Source organism: Natronomonas gomsonensis (assembly GCF_024300825.1).
Lineage (GTDB): Archaea > Halobacteriota > Halobacteria > Halobacteriales > Haloarculaceae > Natronomonas > Natronomonas gomsonensis.
Window position 1 is genome coordinate 70248 of sequence record NZ_CP101324.1, and the last position, 14983, is coordinate 85230.

Here is a 14983-nt window from a genome sequence, read left to right on the forward strand (position 1 = left end):
CGATACCGCTATAACTCTAGTCGTAATGGTTATCCACTTCGCTGGGTAACTAGCGACCACAATGGGAACGACACAGGAACAATTCAACGTCGGGGGGATGTCCTGCTCGTTCTGTGCCGAGAGCATCAAGAAGGCCTACAGCCGGACCGACGGCGTCGAGGACGTCGACGTGAGTCTCGCCCACGAGGAGGTCCTCGTTCAGTATGACGACGACCGCCTGAGCGAGGTCGAGGTGAAGGACACGCTTCGGGAACTCGGCTATACCATCCGCGACCCGGACAAAGCGAAACGATACGAGCAACAGCAGGCCGAGCTCGCCGACGGCAAGCGCCGCCTCCTGCTCGCCGGCGGCGCATCCATCGTCGTTGCTGTGCTGATGGGCTGGATGATCCTCGTGATGGGGCGCTTCGAGTCAGCGTCGCTCGCGATGGACCTCGTGACTCTCGGGCTGGCGCTCGGGACGATGTTCGGCCCAGGACGATACATCAAACAGAAAGCTTACCAGAGCCTGCGCCGGGGGATCTTCAACCAGCACGTCCTCCTGGAAGCGGGCTCGTTCGCCGGGCTCGTCGGCGGACTGCTCGGCCTGTTCGTCTTCCCGAGCTTCCCGACCGTCCACTTCTTCGCCGTCTCCGTGTTCATCACCACCTACCACATCCTCTCGGAGTACACCAGCCTCATCGTCCGCACTCGGGCCTCCCAAGCCGTCCAGAGCCTCCTCGATCTCCAACCCGACACGGCACGCCGAGTCACCGACGACGGCGATGTCGAGGAAGTCCCGATCGACGACCTCGACGTTGGCCATCGCGTCCGCGTCAAGCCCGGCGAGAACATCCCCGTCGACGGCACCGTCGTCGAGGGCGAATCGACGGTCGACGAGTCGGTCGCTACCGGCGAGTCCATCCCCGAGAAGAAGTCCGAAGGCGACGAGGTGATCGGCGGCAGCGTCAACGAGACCGGGACGCTGCTCATCGAGGTAACTGCAACGGGCGAGGACGCGTTCCTGAACCAGGTGGCCCGCGAAATCGAGGAAGCACGCGCTATGAAGCCCGGCATCATTCAGCTCGCCGACCACGTCCTCAAGTACTTCGTCCCAGGCGTCTTGACGATTTCCGCGCTCTCGTTCCTCTTCTGGGTGGTCGCACCGCTTGCGTGGGGTGCAGCCCCCAACGTCCAGCGCGGGGCGTTCGCAGCGCTGGCGGTCCTCGTGCTCGGCTATCCATGTGCCCTCGGGATGGCGACACCGCTCGCGCTAATTCGGGGCGGCGGGAAGGCCGCTGACCGAGGCATCCTGATGCGCTCCGGTGACGCCTTCCAGATTTTCCCCGACGTCGACCACATCGTGCTGGACAAGACTGGCACGATCACCGTCGGCGAACCCGCCGTCAGTGAGGTCGTCGCCTTCGGTGCCGACGAGGTGGATGTACTCACGACTGCGGCCAGCGCGGAGACGTTCTCCGAACATCCACTTGCCGATGCGATCCTCGAGGCCGCCGACGAGCAAGGCTTCGAGTACGGAGACCCCGACGCCTTCGATTCCGTGACCGGCAAGGGCGTCCGGGTAACCGTGGCCAGCGACGACGTACTGGTCGGGAAACCGGGATGGCTCAGCGACGAGGGGATCGACCTGTCGAAGGGAGACGCCGATATTGAGCGACTCCAAGGCCGCGGCCTCACCGTTGCTGGAGTTGTTCGTGGCGGTGACCTCATCGGCCTGATCGGTATCGGTGACGAGGTCAAGAGCGACGCCGCTGCGACCGTCCAGCGGATGACAGAGGTCGGCATTACGCCCGTGATGATCACCGGGGACAACGAGCGCACCGCGAACGCGGTCGCCGAGGAGGTCGGCATCGACCGCGTTATGGCAGACGTGCTGCCCGACGAGAAACGCGAAGAGATCGGTCGCCTGCAGGACGAGGGTTACCGCGTCGCGATGGTCGGCGACGGCATCAACGACGCTCCCGCACTCACGCAGGCGGACATTGGTATCGCCATCGGCGCAGGGACCGATATCGCCATCGAGTCAGCGGATATCGTCCTGATGGGCGACCGGCTTGGTGGCGTGATGGACGCCTACGAGATCGGGAAAGAGAGCTACCGGAAGACCCGTCAGAACCTCGCGACGGCCCTCGCGTTCAACGGCATCGGCGTCGCCGCCGCGACCACAGGGCTCGTTCACCCAGTGTTCGCGATGCTTGCGATGGTGTTGTCCGTCTCGGCCGTCCTCGCCAACAGCTTCGCTGGTCAACTCCTCTCGGGCGAGGGTGTCAACACCGAATTCGCCTCGACGAACGCACGGACGGTGACGTGAGCGACGGCCGGACGGCGGCCGATTAGGCCACGACGTCGTAGCCAGCCTGTTCGATTGCCGCGTTCACGTCGTCGTCGGAGACCCCATCCTCGAGGACCACGTCGACCGTGTCAGCGTCGTGGTCGGCCTCGACCCGACTCACACCGTCGAGGTTTCGCAGGGCGGTCTCCACGTTCTGTTCGCACCCGTTGCACGACATCCCGGTGACTGAGATCGTCTTTCGCTCCATACGGGACTGTAAACACTCGCGGGGGATGGCCATTACGGTAACTGTTGTATCGGTTTTATCTCTATTAGAGATGGGGCGTCATCGTCCGGAGAGCTGTTTGTGTCGGCCCCAAAGGGGTGGAGGCTCTTCGAGAGGGGACCTACTAACGACGAAGAGAGCGACGAATTCCCGCCAGAGAAGCGGCTTGAAGCATCGAACACGCGCCTGATCAAGGCCGGTATCGCCACGATTCCTGATATGGAGACTCTTCAGGAGTGTGTTGCCTACGAGAACGCCCATCAGAACCGGACGCAGATTCTGCGCCGGCTCAAGTGGAAGGCTGAAGAGCTGCGTGAGGACGAAAAGTAAGCCCTATTCTTAACCAACACACTCTGCGTGAGTTCCCCCTATTGTTGGTTAATCTGCTGTGCCTCGGTTTTTCCGGCCCCTGAAAGGGTGCGGGGCAGCCAGCAGCGGCCTCGCGAGCCTAATCATGTCCCTCGAGCTGAGCTCCAGCGCCAGCACCGCCCGTGAAATCGCCGCCGCCAGACAAACAGACTTCGTGGCGTTCCTCCACCGAGCTCCCTTTGCCGGCGATGCTCTCGCCCTCGGATTTCTCCCCGGGTTTCGGGAAGACTGTGGGTATCAGACGGATCAGTACCTGAACCTCGATATTCCCGTTGGGATGCTCGACAACGATTTCCGGAATCCCGATCTGGAGCGGTTCGTCGACCGGTTCTTCGAGTACGAACCTCAGGTCGGGGTCATCGGGGACGTCGACGAAATCGACGACGTCGACGCCCACGTCGCTGCTGCTCGTGAGATCCAAGCGAGCTATCCCGAGGCCGAGCTCATCGTCGTTCCGAAGTCGCGGGCGGTGATCGACGCGATACCCGAGACCCTCGTCCTCGGGTATTCACACGGGTACGCCGACCGCCTGGCCCACGAGTTCTCCGACCCAGCGGATTGGAGAGGGCGGCGCGTCCACATCCTCGGCGGGAGTCCGCCCAAGCAGCTCGACGCCATTCGACAGCTGACCAGGCCGACACTCACCGACGAGCCACCAGCCGACATCGTCGGCGTCGATTGGAACGGGCTGCATCGTGGCGCACAGTTCGGTGAGTTCTGGACGGCTGACGGCTGGGACGACAGCGGTCGCAACGCCGACCACGTCACCGTGCGAAAGACGGTGCGCCATAGTCTCGCTCGCATCCGCGAGTTCTGGCAGTCACATGGGATCTGGCCCGAGACGACACCTGAGGACGCTGGGTTACACTTCGAGTACGAGGGACCGAGTCCTGCCGATCTCGAACAGGCAGCTTGCACCGAGTGCGGAGCGAACGTCTGGCGAACACGTCGCGGGCCTTTCGTCGCTGAATACGATACCGGTGCAGTCTGTGGGTACTGCAGTTACGAGTGCTACTTCACCCATCGCCATCGGAACAACCTCGAGGAAATCGCTGGCGAACAGAGTGTCTACATCCCTCCAGCGTGACGCAGCGTGCTGTTTTTCGAGCCCGGGGAGAGGGCGGAGGCTCGGTCGTGAGCCTTCGTCCAGAGGTGACTTTCCGTGAGCCAGCAACAAACTGCAGACGACGTTTCAGTCGATGAGATTCCAATCGATATCTCGAACACCCAGTCCGGGGAGATAGAACCAGCCGACGTGCCCGGAGAAATCGAATCGATCACCCGTGGTCTCGCAAGCGAACAGCCACCGACGAACCCACTGGTCGTCCTCAAAGCGGCTCGCTGGTGGTACATCCATGGCAAGGGCGGCACGGATCCCGCCTTCCAGTGGGCCATCGAGTGGGCGCGCCACCTTGCGACTGACACGCCTAGCGACGTCGAGCGGTTCGACGAGTTCCTCAAGTACCTCGTTACGGTCGGCTTCGCTGACGAGACCCACGAACTCCGATAATCGAGAGGGTGGTTTTTCTTCGCCCCCTGAGGGGTGCGGCGCGTTCTGAACTGCTGCAGTCGCGGTGAACTCGATTCGGTGAACACAATGGCTACGACCAGTAATCCGTCGGTTTCCTTCGAGGAGACCGACACGCGAGACGACGAGATGCACAGTACCATCGAACAGTGGATCGACGAGCTCGTCGCAGACGTTGACGAGGCAAAAGCCAGCCAACAGTTCCAAGAGTGGCTCGATGTCCAGTCCCGATTCCACGACTACTCCCATCGCAACACCCTCTTGATCAAGCTCCAGTGTCCCGAGGCAACCCGCGTGGCAGGCTACAATACGTGGAGGTCGGAGTTCGACAGGCACGTCCAAGAGGGCGAACAGGCGATCTGGATCTGGGCACCCATTATTACGAAGCAGTGCCCGGAGTGCGAGAATTCGCCGAGCTACCACGAGCAAAGCGACTGTGACTACGACGAGACACCGCCCGAGGAGTGGTCGAAAGGACTGGTTGGATTCAAACCAACGGCAGTCTTCGATGTGTCTCAGACCGAGGGCGAACCGCTCCCCGAACTGGAAACCGAGGCAGCTGGAGACGCCGACGACCTGGTGCCAGCGCTCCTTGATGCGGCACCTACGCTCGATATCGACGTCCGTGTCGTCGACACTGCTGAGTGGGAGCATGGCGACGCGAAAGGCGTCTGCAAACACCAGACTCTCCACGAGTGCCAACCCGTCGTCGAAGCGAAAGCCCGCTCGAATCAGGCCGATCTCGCCGTGACGCTGATTCACGAGTACGCCCACGCACTGCTCCATTTCGATGTCGACGACGAACCCGAGCGTGCAAAACGCGAGATCGAAGCCGAAGCCGTTGCGTACATCGTCGGGCGGTATTTCGACCTAGATACGAGCGGATCAGCGTTCTATCTCGCCGCGTGGCAGGACGACGATGCGGAGAGCATTCAGGAGCGTCTCGGCCGGATCAGCTCGACCGCGCAAGAGATCATCGGGACGGTCGCCGAGGGCTGAACACGCCTTCCTCGGGCGTTAACCAACGCCTGAATTATCATTCCTACTTTGTTGGTTAATTCGTTCAGCGTTCGACCCCGAGTGTTTCGATCAGTCCCGAAATATACCCCACCGACAGTCGATGTTATGATGCGGATCCTCGTGGGACGCGTCGATATCGCGGTCGTACTCGTCGGCGATCATCTCCAACGCTGGCTCGTAGTTCACCCGGTACTCCAACATGTGCTCAATCGTCTCGTCCAACGGAATAACCGGATTGCCGTCGACCCACTCGCGAGTGATGCCCCCACTCGTCGGGAACAACACGTACGAGACGGCCGCGTCGGAGGCGGTCGCATCCGGCCGCTCTTCGATCCGGCTCGGAATCCCGAACTCATCGAAGAACGCTGTCCACCGCTCGACGTCCTGGTCGGCGACCTGGATGAAGATCGGATAATCGTCGTGGCCGCGAGCGATCTGATAGCCGCCGTGGGTCCAGACGTAGACGCCGTCGATTTTCGTGTACACAAAGGGCATCCCGGCGAAGTGCGGAATGACGTAGCCGTCGTCGATCGAGGGAGGAACAGCGCGAGAAATGGCCGCGACGAGATCGTAGTAGCGATCCCTGACAGCGTGATTCTCGATGTAGACGCCGTCCTCACGTCGGATGAAGCCTGCGTCCTCCAACCGCTGGATCCAGTCGTAGACCCACGAGTAGGAGCCGTCGATCTTCTGGGCGATTCGTCGGATCGAGTCACCCGGCCGGGCCGCGACCATGATCTTCGCCGCGGTCTCGTCGACGTACTCCATCATCACTAGTTATCGGTATCGCATCTAACTGTATTAGTCTTGTCCCCCGTATTCCCGATAGAGTTATCTCTATACAGATATACAATTCTTGGCTCCGGTAGTCCGATCCGGCGCAGCATTCGAGCAGAGAAGGGTTAACCAACAAAGGATACGACTGATCGCTATTTGTTGGTTAAGTCTATCAGCGCCCGCCGAGGGGCGGAGGCGCACTCCCGTCTCCATCGACCCATGACCGACCGATATCTAACGACCGTTCTCGACGATGCAGAGCGAGTCGCAAAGCACCACGAGCAGGTCGCCCAATCATCAGACAATCCGAATCACGAGTATCTTCGGTACGCCGTCCTTCGGCTACTCGAAGACGAGGCTGACGAAACATCGGTGGAGATACCGCAGATTGACGGCGTGACCGTCGGATACGGGGAGGATAAGGCGATGTACGAGAGCTGGGACGACGACGTCGAGTGGTGGGAGACGGTTCCGCCGCAGGCGGGATGTACTCGCTTTCGGATGTTCTACCCCGACAAGCACGAGGCTGTTCCGCGAGTCATCGTCGACGTGATGGCAGCACTCGGGGCGTGGCGTGTCTGGACTGGGAGCGCTGCCGCCTGTGGCTCCTACGATCATCGTGAGCGGCGGGAAGTCCACTATCTGTGGCCGGAGGGCCATCCAGTCGAAACCCTACTTGTGGATCGTCTCCAGCGCCTCGAGGCTGCGGTTGCCCCAGACGGCGGCCGCACCGGCGACGTACGCGATCGGATGGTCGTCACAGAACACTCGACCCAGCATGACGACCTTGAGCCGCGAACTAGCCGTGCCATCGACGAAAGAATGGCCGTCTCGCTGCTCGAAAAGGGTGGCCGGTACGAGGTCCGATCGGCGTCGGGAAACTGGTACGAAGTCGACGTGATCAGCGAGTCGTGTACGTGTCCAGACTGGCGGAAGCGTACGCCCGAGGGCGGGTGTAAACACCTCCGGCGAGTCGATTATGAGATCAAGCAGGGACGGGTCCCCCGGCCTGATGGGCGCCTCCCCTCGAACTCGTAGCGTCACTGGTCCTCATGTAGTCTCACTATTGCAGGAGTTACACGGAGCGAGACGAAGGAAACGACTGACTGAGATACTTGCCGAGGAGAACCGAGCCGATCACAATGACAGCCCCACCGACGAACATGGCGATCCAGACCACCCCCAGTCGTTGTGATTCGGCCGGTGCCAGATCAAACGTCGAACTAACGCCAATCGTGAGGCCGAACGTGACACCCACACCGATTACGAACGGGAGACTCCACGCCAAGCCGGCGGTCACAAGGACATCCACCCGGGTTAGCTCGATCGTCTGGTGCAGATAGATACCGACTACGGTGAGCGGCACGAAGACAATCACCAGGAATAGGACGGCGAGGAGGACTGCTTCATCGTACATCGCCAGCACGCCAAACCCAGCAACCACAAGGACGCCGCCGAGCACGGCAATCGAGACGTATTTGAGCAGTTGAGGTACGGTCCCTATCCGTCGTCGAAACTCGACCACACCGACCAATGCTAGGGTGAGGACCGCAGCCAGTCCCAGGAGAATCGCCAAGAGCGTCAACCCGAAGAAGCCGGCTCCCAGCCCATTCGACATCAGCTATCGGTTTTAGCCCCCGAACCGTAAATCATCGGCCGCGTTGACAGCGAGCGGGAGGAGTCGAATCTGAACAGATTTAACCAACAAAACTATGATTCCACCACCAGTGTTGGTTAACACAGATCGGCCCATGTCCTACGAACCACCGACGCCGCCAGCAGAACTCCCGGCAGACATCGTCGATACGCTCAACGGATGCTCCCCAGACCAGCTCCAGCACGTTGCCCGCTACGCCGAGGCAGTAGCCGAACACAAGGAACGTGAGGCTCGTCTCAACGAAGAGTCAGAGGAAGACGAAATCGAAGAGCGGCCCGATGACCTCCCGGACGATGTCCCAGCGAAAGCCACGATCACGATCAAGGAGATCAACGATAACCGCTACTACTACTGGCAGTGGAGAGAAGGTGACACAGTGACGTCAAAGTACAAAGGGCCGGTCAATCCAGACGAGTGAACGCAACCCGGGGCTCCCACCCCACGTTGCCGTCGTTTCCCCACGATCTCCGCATCACGATGGTATCGACGACAAGAAAATCGGAGGACACACCCCCCGTTTTCGAGTTGTAAATGGGAGAGGGAAAGGGGAAAGCACAGTACATCGACCGGCACGTCAAATCTCTTGGCTCACCCACCCCCCGTTTTCGAGTAGTAACGAGACATCCCGACGACTGACACCCCCCATTTTCGAGTTGTAACGCATCGCGCGGGATACGAACACCCCCCGTTTTCGAGAAGTAAGTGCGAGGAGAATACGGGCGAGATCAGTTCTTACTCCGGAACTGCTTCAGCCGTTCGCGGACAACCGCGCTGATAGTCGCCTCCTCGTGAGCTAGATCTTCGAACCGGGAATCCTCACGGATCGTCTCCATGATCGTTTCCGGATCCTCGGAGAGGGAGAAATACATATGCACTCCTCTGCCTCGCCCCTTGCCCCGACGCTCGAAGTCCAGTACACCGTACGTACTCTGTTCTGTGACGTGATTGACGAACGTCTCGCGGCTGTACTGGTCCGCATCCATCGTGTCGGCAATGAATTGATACGTCTTGAACGCAGGTCCAGCAGGGATCCACTCAGGATGTTCTCTTGCGTAGTGGGCAGTGGCCGCCACAGCGTAGATGGAGAGTTTCTTTTGAGTCGAAATGCCGCTGATATGGCGGAGCTTGCGGTTTTCGGTGTATTTTTCCTGAGCATCACGGACATCAGTCTCGATAACCGTGTCAGCCCCACGCCGTTCGGCTAATTCACCAGCCCATCTGAGGAGATCAATCGCTTTCCGCGCATCCCCGTGCGTTTGGGAGCCGAACGCAGCAACAAGCGGAACAACGTCATCTGCAAGTGAGTCTGGCTTGAAGGCGTCCCGCCGGTTGCGGAGAATACTACGGAGTTGGTTCGCATCGTAATCGTCGAAGAAGATGTCGTCAGGGTTGTAAGAACTCTGTGCGCGGCTGTTGAGGTCCTTCATAAAGTCGGCGTAGTTCGTGATCGTCGTGAGCGAGATGGGGCCATCAAAGTCAGCGAGTTTGCGAGCTCGTGAAAGCTGGTAGATGAGAGAATTGTACTCTGCTTCCTGATACGGCCCCTCGAGCATATCGATCTCATCGAGAATGAAGATGACACCGTCGTAATACTCTCGCATGAGTTCGTACAGTCGCTCCAGCTTCTGATCCGTTGAGACACCGGTTTGGGGAACACCAGGATCAACGCCGAGGTCGTCGGCAGCAGCTTTGACTAACCGATAGACAGCCCGATCTGCAGTCTTCGGCCCCTCGCAGTTGATTGAAATGACCCCGAAGGTCTTGTCTTGGGATTCACACAGTTCGACGATCTGTTTGCAGACTGCATGAATGATGAGCGATTTCCCCGTTCCAGATGGCCCGCTCAGGAGCATATCGGGGATCCCCTCATTCTGGAGGACCGGTTTTAGGTTGTCGACGACACGGCCTAGCTGGTCGTCACGACCGACGATACGGTCCTCGTCGATGATGGTATCTGACCGGACGAGGTCTTTGTTCGCGAAGACCCCACCGGACGACTCGGTTTGGAGCCGATCACGAATTGAGATGCCGCCACCGTCGCCATTAGTTGCTTCTTGAGACGAATCAGCGAGATCTGATCCGTTTTCGAAGGTCGTTTGTGATGTGCCAGGAGACGCCACCTCCTCATCCATCGACTCGGGATTTTCAGGATCAGCAGCAGAAGATTCACGATCCTCCTCACTTTCCGGATTATTCGATCCTGCTCTACGTCCCTCTCGTCCCATTATGAACCCCCTCGAACTCTGGGTATAAAAATATGGACCCTTGTGGAGTTGTAACCGGGCGAAAACAGGCTATCTAACGACTACAGCCCCGTATCTTCTGGATGAGTCAGATACCGTCTTCGGAATCTATCACTCTCCGTTGTCGAGTTGTAACGATTCGACGAAGCTCTCTGTCGTCGATCTTCCTCGATGAACTAGACTCCCCTTTTTCGAGTTGTAAGACATTGGGGGGCAGTAACACACCTGGTTCGATACTCCCACCCCCCATTTTCGTGTTGTAAGGAGAAGGGAGTCGAAGTGAGTCTCGAAGCAAAATCCACATAATCTAGATTTTGTGAATGATGCTCTGGGTGATACGGGCTTACTCACACTCCCCGTTTTCGAGTAGTAAGCACCAGAATAGTCGCAAGAGACCGACGCTTGTAGGACCCGGTCACGAATGAGAGTAATACCGGGTTTCAGACATGGTAGCTGGTGAAGCTGATTTGGTGATCTCAAATGTTGTACCCTCTCCCCCCTTTTTCGAGTTGTAAGTCGATGGGAACAGGCCACACCAGACTCCATGTAACGAGCGTTGAGTTAACAGAAGTTGGCGTAGAGGCCATGAGACGTGATAGTATATGGGATCAGAACCACGGACGAGATGAAGAGGTCATCTACTCCAGAGATCTCAATCGTCTAGCCGGAGCTAGACGATTTGTTTTCTTTGTCTCTAGTGCGGTTATGGTAAGGTAACGTACAACATAAACTTTCGCATTTCTAGTCACAAGTTAGATGATTAGGTGTTCACCCTCTCTATCGTGTATATCTGCCACAATCAGCTATTTTACAGTCCCTTTTGCTGTTCACCCCTCCCCGCCGTCACGAGTTTACAACTCGAAAAAGGGGGGAGGGGGTTGTCAGGTCCAGTCCGTGATACCGACTAAACGTGTTCCGTTGAGTTCTCGTCGGATGTCGTTCCGGTCCCAGTCAAGAGGTACCATATGCTCTCCACAGCTCTGAGGAGCTCCGTCTCGTAGTACGAGGGATTGTCTGACTTGATCTCTTTGTGGGCCAACGTGACCCGTTCTCGCGATGTCTTCTCGTCGTCGACCATCACGCCCTACTACAACTTCGGAAGGATACGCCTTGCTAAAAGCGGCCGAATTCTCGAAGCAGAGAACGGGTACTGCCCTGTAGTCATTGCGACGTCCGTCTCTACAATTAGGGCATCCGGGACAAGCACCTCGGCCTCTGGCGTAACAACCACTCCCGAACCTACTACCGCGAAATGACCACCCTTGCCCACCAACTCCACGACCATGTCCTCCAACTCGCCCGGGTACCGAGTATTTTTACGAGTGTATCTGCGACAGCGAAGTGAAAGAGACCTGGGTAGTGGGTGTTTCTGGGCGATGACCGTGTTCGTAGAATTGTAGAGAGTACTACTTCAGATACGGATTGATGATTTTGTTTGGACAGAGACACAAGATTTTATGTCAGTGGCTTAATTCTCCGGGGTATGGATGATTCATCGGAGGATATTGATCCGATTAAGCGTTCGCCGCTCTGGGAGTTTGTGAAGGCACACGAGGAGGAAATGCAGGTTGGTGGGGATTCTCTTGATTATCTAAATGCGCAGCTTGAGGAGACGACTCGTATTGTGTGGCAGTTAGCTGCAGAGAACGCACGGGATAGGAATGCCAAAACGATTCAGGAGGACGATGTCCGGGAGGCCTTTCGAGAACTCGTTCACCCTCATATGATGCTGCTGGACGTGACCGAGATGTTAGATCGCTACAAGGGGGAGTTCGAATCCTTGGCGGAGGCTGATCCAGTCTTGCCGTCGGACGGAGGTGAGAGTGATGGCGGATAATACCTACATTTTCCGGGAAGACTACCGGACGGAGGATATGATTAGCCGTATCCGAGTCGAACACTTTCGGTCAGAGGAAGAGGAACTTGTGCAAGACGTTTTAGAGGAAGCAGATCTAGGGCGGGCTTACCTACTGGAACACGAGAAGCAAGATTTTCTTGGTGAAATCAAAGACCGGGTAGGAGACGAACGATATGACGAGTTTATTGAAGCGATGTTTGAACAATATGGAGAGAAAGGTGACCAGTTCAATATCCAGTTCTATGTGGTTGATGATATCGTCTATGACGACCTCGTAACGCGTGCTGAAGAGTTAGGTGGAGAAGAACTCAGACAGGTCGAGAGCGAGGAGTTTCGACGTCCTACGACCTTAACTAAGGTCCAGGCGAATGATGAGGCCCGTATCGTTGATTTACAGTTTGAGGTTGTCGATCATCCCGAGAATATCGATGCAGAGGGACTGGAAACGGCATATACAGCTGAAGGAGAGATTATTGATTTGAGCGAGACTGAGTTAGAAGAGGCAGAGCGTTTGATTCGGGAAAATCGGTACATGATGGAGGTGCGCGCCTATGCGGACGATGGCATCGTCGCCGTATCCAATTCGGTGGGCCGGAATCCGATCCGAAAGGAAATGAAGAACGCGGTGAAGCGATGGGGGGTACAATCATGAGCCAAGCCGAGTTATCGCTCCGGGAAACCGAGCTGCTCCTGTTGCAGAACTTGATGCGGGGTGACAACTCTGGACTCGATTACGAGGAATTCCGCGACTCGAATGTCAATACAGCTCGGTATCGAGGTGACCGTGCTGAATCACTGTATGGGTCTCCTATCCTGGAACCAGCACGGGAGGAAGGCCGCATCACACAGGTCCGGTTCTATGTCGATTATGATGATGGGACGATCGAGAAACCAGTGCAGGTGCGGGCCTATAGCGACGGTCATATTAGCACCACGAAACCGACGCAGGAGGATTTCCTCAATGAGCTTGAGCAGCATTTAGCAGCCATTCGGGAGCACCGAGAGTTCCTTGATCCGTTGGATGATCTAATTGACGAGTATGTGTATCAAGCATTTCGAGGCTCGTTCGCTTCGCCGGAAGATATCCATCGAGAACGGGTGAACCGGGCCTTCAGGAATCTCGTCAGTGACTATTTTGACGAGGATGACTACCAAGATGAAGAGCGGCATATCTTCGAGTCAATCATCGCGTGTCTTGGTATCGAACTGTCCCGACTCGATCTGACTGCCGATACCTACCCCGATGTGGATGAGGATGAAATGATGCCACATCATGAGGGATATATTGAGGACTTCTTCGAGAATTATGCAGTAACGGCAGACGGGATGACGCGTCCCGACTTTGAACTCCTTTCAAGCCATCTACACCACATGTTAGGCCAGCGCTGGGAATCACCACTTGAAATCATTGAGTACGCGATCGAAGAGTATGCTCTCTGATGAGGATGCGAGGTTCCTCAACCGGTGTCTCAGTGAGGTACCATCGCATGGTGCTGTCACTGATTATCAGTTCTTCGAGCCGGAAATGGAGGAATTCCTCTATCAAGCCGGTGTTGATGAGACCGATCTGAGTTCCGGGTGGCACGCCTTCTTCACTGACGAGGCACGAGACGTATGCGCTTCTTGCCGGTCAAGTGTAGCCGAGTGTAGTTGTACCGACCCGAATCATGTCGATACAATATATTTCATCGATCCAGATTATGTGTTTCAAGAATGGGCAGAACGGATAGACCAGCATGAGTGGTTTAGTGAGACAACGACGGAGTCCATCGACGACCTCAACAAGCGTTTAGTCGCTGAATCAGATAGCGTCGGAGAGGTTGTATTCCGGGTATTTTTTGATGGGCAGCGGTTGGAAAACCACTCAGCCGATCCATTGAAAAAGCGGTTCCCTGTCGGATTTGTTAACGCCGTACACTGCCAAGACGAGGAATACGCCTTTTTCTGGACTGAATTCCTTGAACACCGATTCTGGAGTAGTTTACATGGCGACATTGTTCAATTACAGAACCCACTGTCGCTCCGTCTCTGCCGGTTTAACACCGACGCAGTGAGCATCAGTGCGGAAGAGATCGAAGACGAACTACAGGCGCACTTCGACACCCAGGGCTGGGATATCTCAGAACATCCACAGCTTGTCTGTCCCGACGTAGATGAGTATATTAACATTGATCAGGTTGACTTTGTAGCGACTGCCGCAGAAGAGGCCCACGCATTACTGTGCAAATGTGATTCAGATCCAGATCACTGGCACTTCCATTACTTCGATGATGGGCGACTAACTGACGTCACCACTTCAGATGAAGTCACCGAAGCACGGGATGGAATGCGTACAAACATCACCAGGTACAATAATCTTTCAGACAGTCGCCAAGACCTAGGACCGTTTGTCCGGTTCTTCGCTATCATACTCGGCATCATCAATCTCGGTCCACTCGTCCAGTTCCTTCAGGTGATGGACGTCAGTCTCACTCCACAGCAAACTGTACTAACATTCGTCGCTACATTAGGTCTCAACCTGATCCTCACGCTCGCCCTTGTGTACTTAGCACTCTGGCCCGTCTATAAGCTCAGGACGTTTGATTGGTCTATATAAATCGATTCTCTACCGTCTCCGACGACAGTCGGGCTAATAATCGATGCAACCGTTATAGCTGGTTCGATAGGGCTATTCTGGATTCGGAGCTGATGACGCCTACTATGAAACGATTCGACATTGGGGACACGGTCCGGATCGATATCCCGGACGAGACAGATCCAGATCACGAGCGCCTCCATGGATGTCGAGGAACAGTCGTTGAGATCATCTCAGACGATGCAGGAACTATGACTGGTGATCAACGAGAGGGCTATCTTTTCCGGGTTGAACTCGCCAATGATGACACCGTTGACGTCCGTTGGCGGGATCTTCGGCCAGTTTGATTGGCTATTGGCTATTGTCTGGTGCCACCTCTGTAGGGAGGTCACTAAACA

Annotated in this window: 17 protein-coding genes; 12 read left to right on the forward strand and 5 right to left on the reverse strand. The window is 56.7% G+C overall.

Annotated elements, in window-relative coordinates; translation table 11 throughout:
* Nucleotides 1-61: 61 nt before the first annotated feature.
* A complete protein-coding gene (locus NMP98_RS19230) occupies nt 62-2311 on the forward strand; it encodes a heavy metal translocating P-type ATPase (RefSeq protein ID WP_367997279.1) in 2250 nt (749 codons plus the stop codon).
* A 22-nt stretch (nt 2312-2333) separates the two neighbouring features.
* On the opposite strand, the gene NMP98_RS19235 is transcribed toward NMP98_RS19230, so the two are convergent.
* Nucleotides 2334-2540, reverse strand: coding sequence for a heavy-metal-associated domain-containing protein (locus NMP98_RS19235; protein ID WP_254861361.1), 207 nt, complete (start codon nt 2538-2540; stop codon nt 2334-2336).
* A gap of 99 nt (nt 2541-2639) precedes the next feature.
* On the opposite strand from NMP98_RS19235, the gene NMP98_RS19240 reads away from it, so the two are divergent.
* The 4 genes from NMP98_RS19240 (at nt 2640) to NMP98_RS19255 (ending at nt 5454) form a co-directional block, all read left to right on the forward strand.
* Entirely contained in the window at nt 2640-2888 is a 249-nt protein-coding gene (locus tag NMP98_RS19240) for a DUF8129 domain-containing protein (RefSeq protein WP_254861362.1), read from the forward strand.
* Nucleotides 2889-3012: 124 nt separating this feature from the next.
* Nucleotides 3013-4014 carry a DUF6610 family protein gene (locus NMP98_RS19245; protein WP_254861363.1) on the forward strand — a complete coding sequence of 334 codons (1002 nt, stop codon included), beginning with the start codon at nt 3013-3015 and terminating at the stop codon, nt 4012-4014.
* Between the two features lie 75 nt (nt 4015-4089).
* On the forward strand, nt 4090-4437 hold the full coding sequence (locus tag NMP98_RS19250) for a DUF8013 domain-containing protein (RefSeq protein WP_254861364.1): 348 nt from the start codon (nt 4090-4092) through the stop codon (nt 4435-4437).
* A gap of 87 nt (nt 4438-4524) precedes the next feature.
* Nucleotides 4525-5454 (forward strand): ArdC-like ssDNA-binding domain-containing protein, encoded by a 930-nt coding sequence (locus NMP98_RS19255; RefSeq protein ID WP_254861365.1) that lies wholly within the window; start codon nt 4525-4527, stop codon nt 5452-5454.
* Between the two features lie 90 nt (nt 5455-5544).
* Here the strand turns inward: NMP98_RS19255 and NMP98_RS19260 are convergent, their stop codons facing one another.
* Nucleotides 5545-6243: a helix-turn-helix domain-containing protein gene (locus NMP98_RS19260; protein WP_254861366.1), complete on the reverse strand. Its 699-nt coding sequence runs from the start codon at nt 6241-6243 to the stop codon at nt 5545-5547.
* A gap of 228 nt (nt 6244-6471) precedes the next feature.
* On the opposite strand from NMP98_RS19260, the gene NMP98_RS19265 reads away from it, so the two are divergent.
* Nucleotides 6472-7290, forward strand: a complete 819-nt coding sequence (locus NMP98_RS19265; RefSeq protein WP_254861367.1) for a hypothetical protein — start codon at nt 6472-6474, stop codon at nt 7288-7290.
* 37 nt (nt 7291-7327) lie between these two features.
* Here the strand turns inward: NMP98_RS19265 and NMP98_RS19270 are convergent, their stop codons facing one another.
* Complete coding sequence (locus tag NMP98_RS19270) at nt 7328-7870, reverse strand: hypothetical protein (protein WP_254861368.1); 543 nt, start codon at nt 7868-7870, stop codon at nt 7328-7330.
* Nucleotides 7871-8003: 133 nt separating this feature from the next.
* Here NMP98_RS19270 and NMP98_RS19275 point away from each other — a divergent pair, with 133 nt between their 5' ends.
* On the forward strand, nt 8004-8327 hold the full coding sequence (locus NMP98_RS19275; protein WP_254861369.1) for a DUF6788 family protein: 324 nt from the start codon (nt 8004-8006) through the stop codon (nt 8325-8327).
* A 307-nt stretch (nt 8328-8634) separates the two neighbouring features.
* Here NMP98_RS19275 and NMP98_RS19280 read toward each other — a convergent pair whose 3' ends face one another.
* Nucleotides 8635-10041: a Cdc6/Cdc18 family protein gene (locus tag NMP98_RS19280; RefSeq protein WP_367997280.1), complete on the reverse strand. Its 1407-nt coding sequence runs from the start codon at nt 10039-10041 to the stop codon at nt 8635-8637.
* 1015 nt (nt 10042-11056) lie between these two features.
* Entirely contained in the window at nt 11057-11230 is a 174-nt protein-coding gene (locus NMP98_RS19285; protein WP_176791250.1) for a hypothetical protein, read from the reverse strand.
* A 405-nt stretch (nt 11231-11635) separates the two neighbouring features.
* Between NMP98_RS19285 and NMP98_RS19290 the strand changes: the two genes are divergently transcribed.
* The 5 genes from NMP98_RS19290 (at nt 11636) to NMP98_RS19310 (ending at nt 14932) form a co-directional block, all read left to right on the forward strand.
* On the forward strand, nt 11636-11989 hold the full coding sequence (locus tag NMP98_RS19290; RefSeq protein ID WP_092635745.1) for a histone H3 family protein: 354 nt from the start codon (nt 11636-11638) through the stop codon (nt 11987-11989).
* The gene (locus tag NMP98_RS19295; protein WP_254861371.1) at nt 11979-12662 is read left to right on the forward strand and encodes a hypothetical protein; all 684 of its coding nucleotides are present in this window, start codon (nt 11979-11981) and stop codon (nt 12660-12662) included. The genes NMP98_RS19290 and NMP98_RS19295 overlap by 11 nt, the downstream gene beginning before the upstream one ends.
* Complete coding sequence (locus tag NMP98_RS19300) at nt 12659-13450, forward strand: hypothetical protein (protein WP_254861372.1); 792 nt, start codon at nt 12659-12661, stop codon at nt 13448-13450. The genes NMP98_RS19295 and NMP98_RS19300 overlap by 4 nt, the downstream gene beginning before the upstream one ends.
* Nucleotides 13440-14606 carry a hypothetical protein gene (locus NMP98_RS19305; RefSeq protein ID WP_254861373.1) on the forward strand — a complete coding sequence of 389 codons (1167 nt, stop codon included), beginning with the start codon at nt 13440-13442 and terminating at the stop codon, nt 14604-14606. Before NMP98_RS19300 ends, NMP98_RS19305 begins: the two co-directional genes overlap by 11 nt.
* A 104-nt stretch (nt 14607-14710) precedes the next feature.
* On the forward strand, nt 14711-14932 hold the full coding sequence (locus tag NMP98_RS19310) for a DUF8139 family protein (protein WP_254861374.1): 222 nt from the start codon (nt 14711-14713) through the stop codon (nt 14930-14932).
* Nucleotides 14933-14983: the final 51 nt, after the last annotated feature.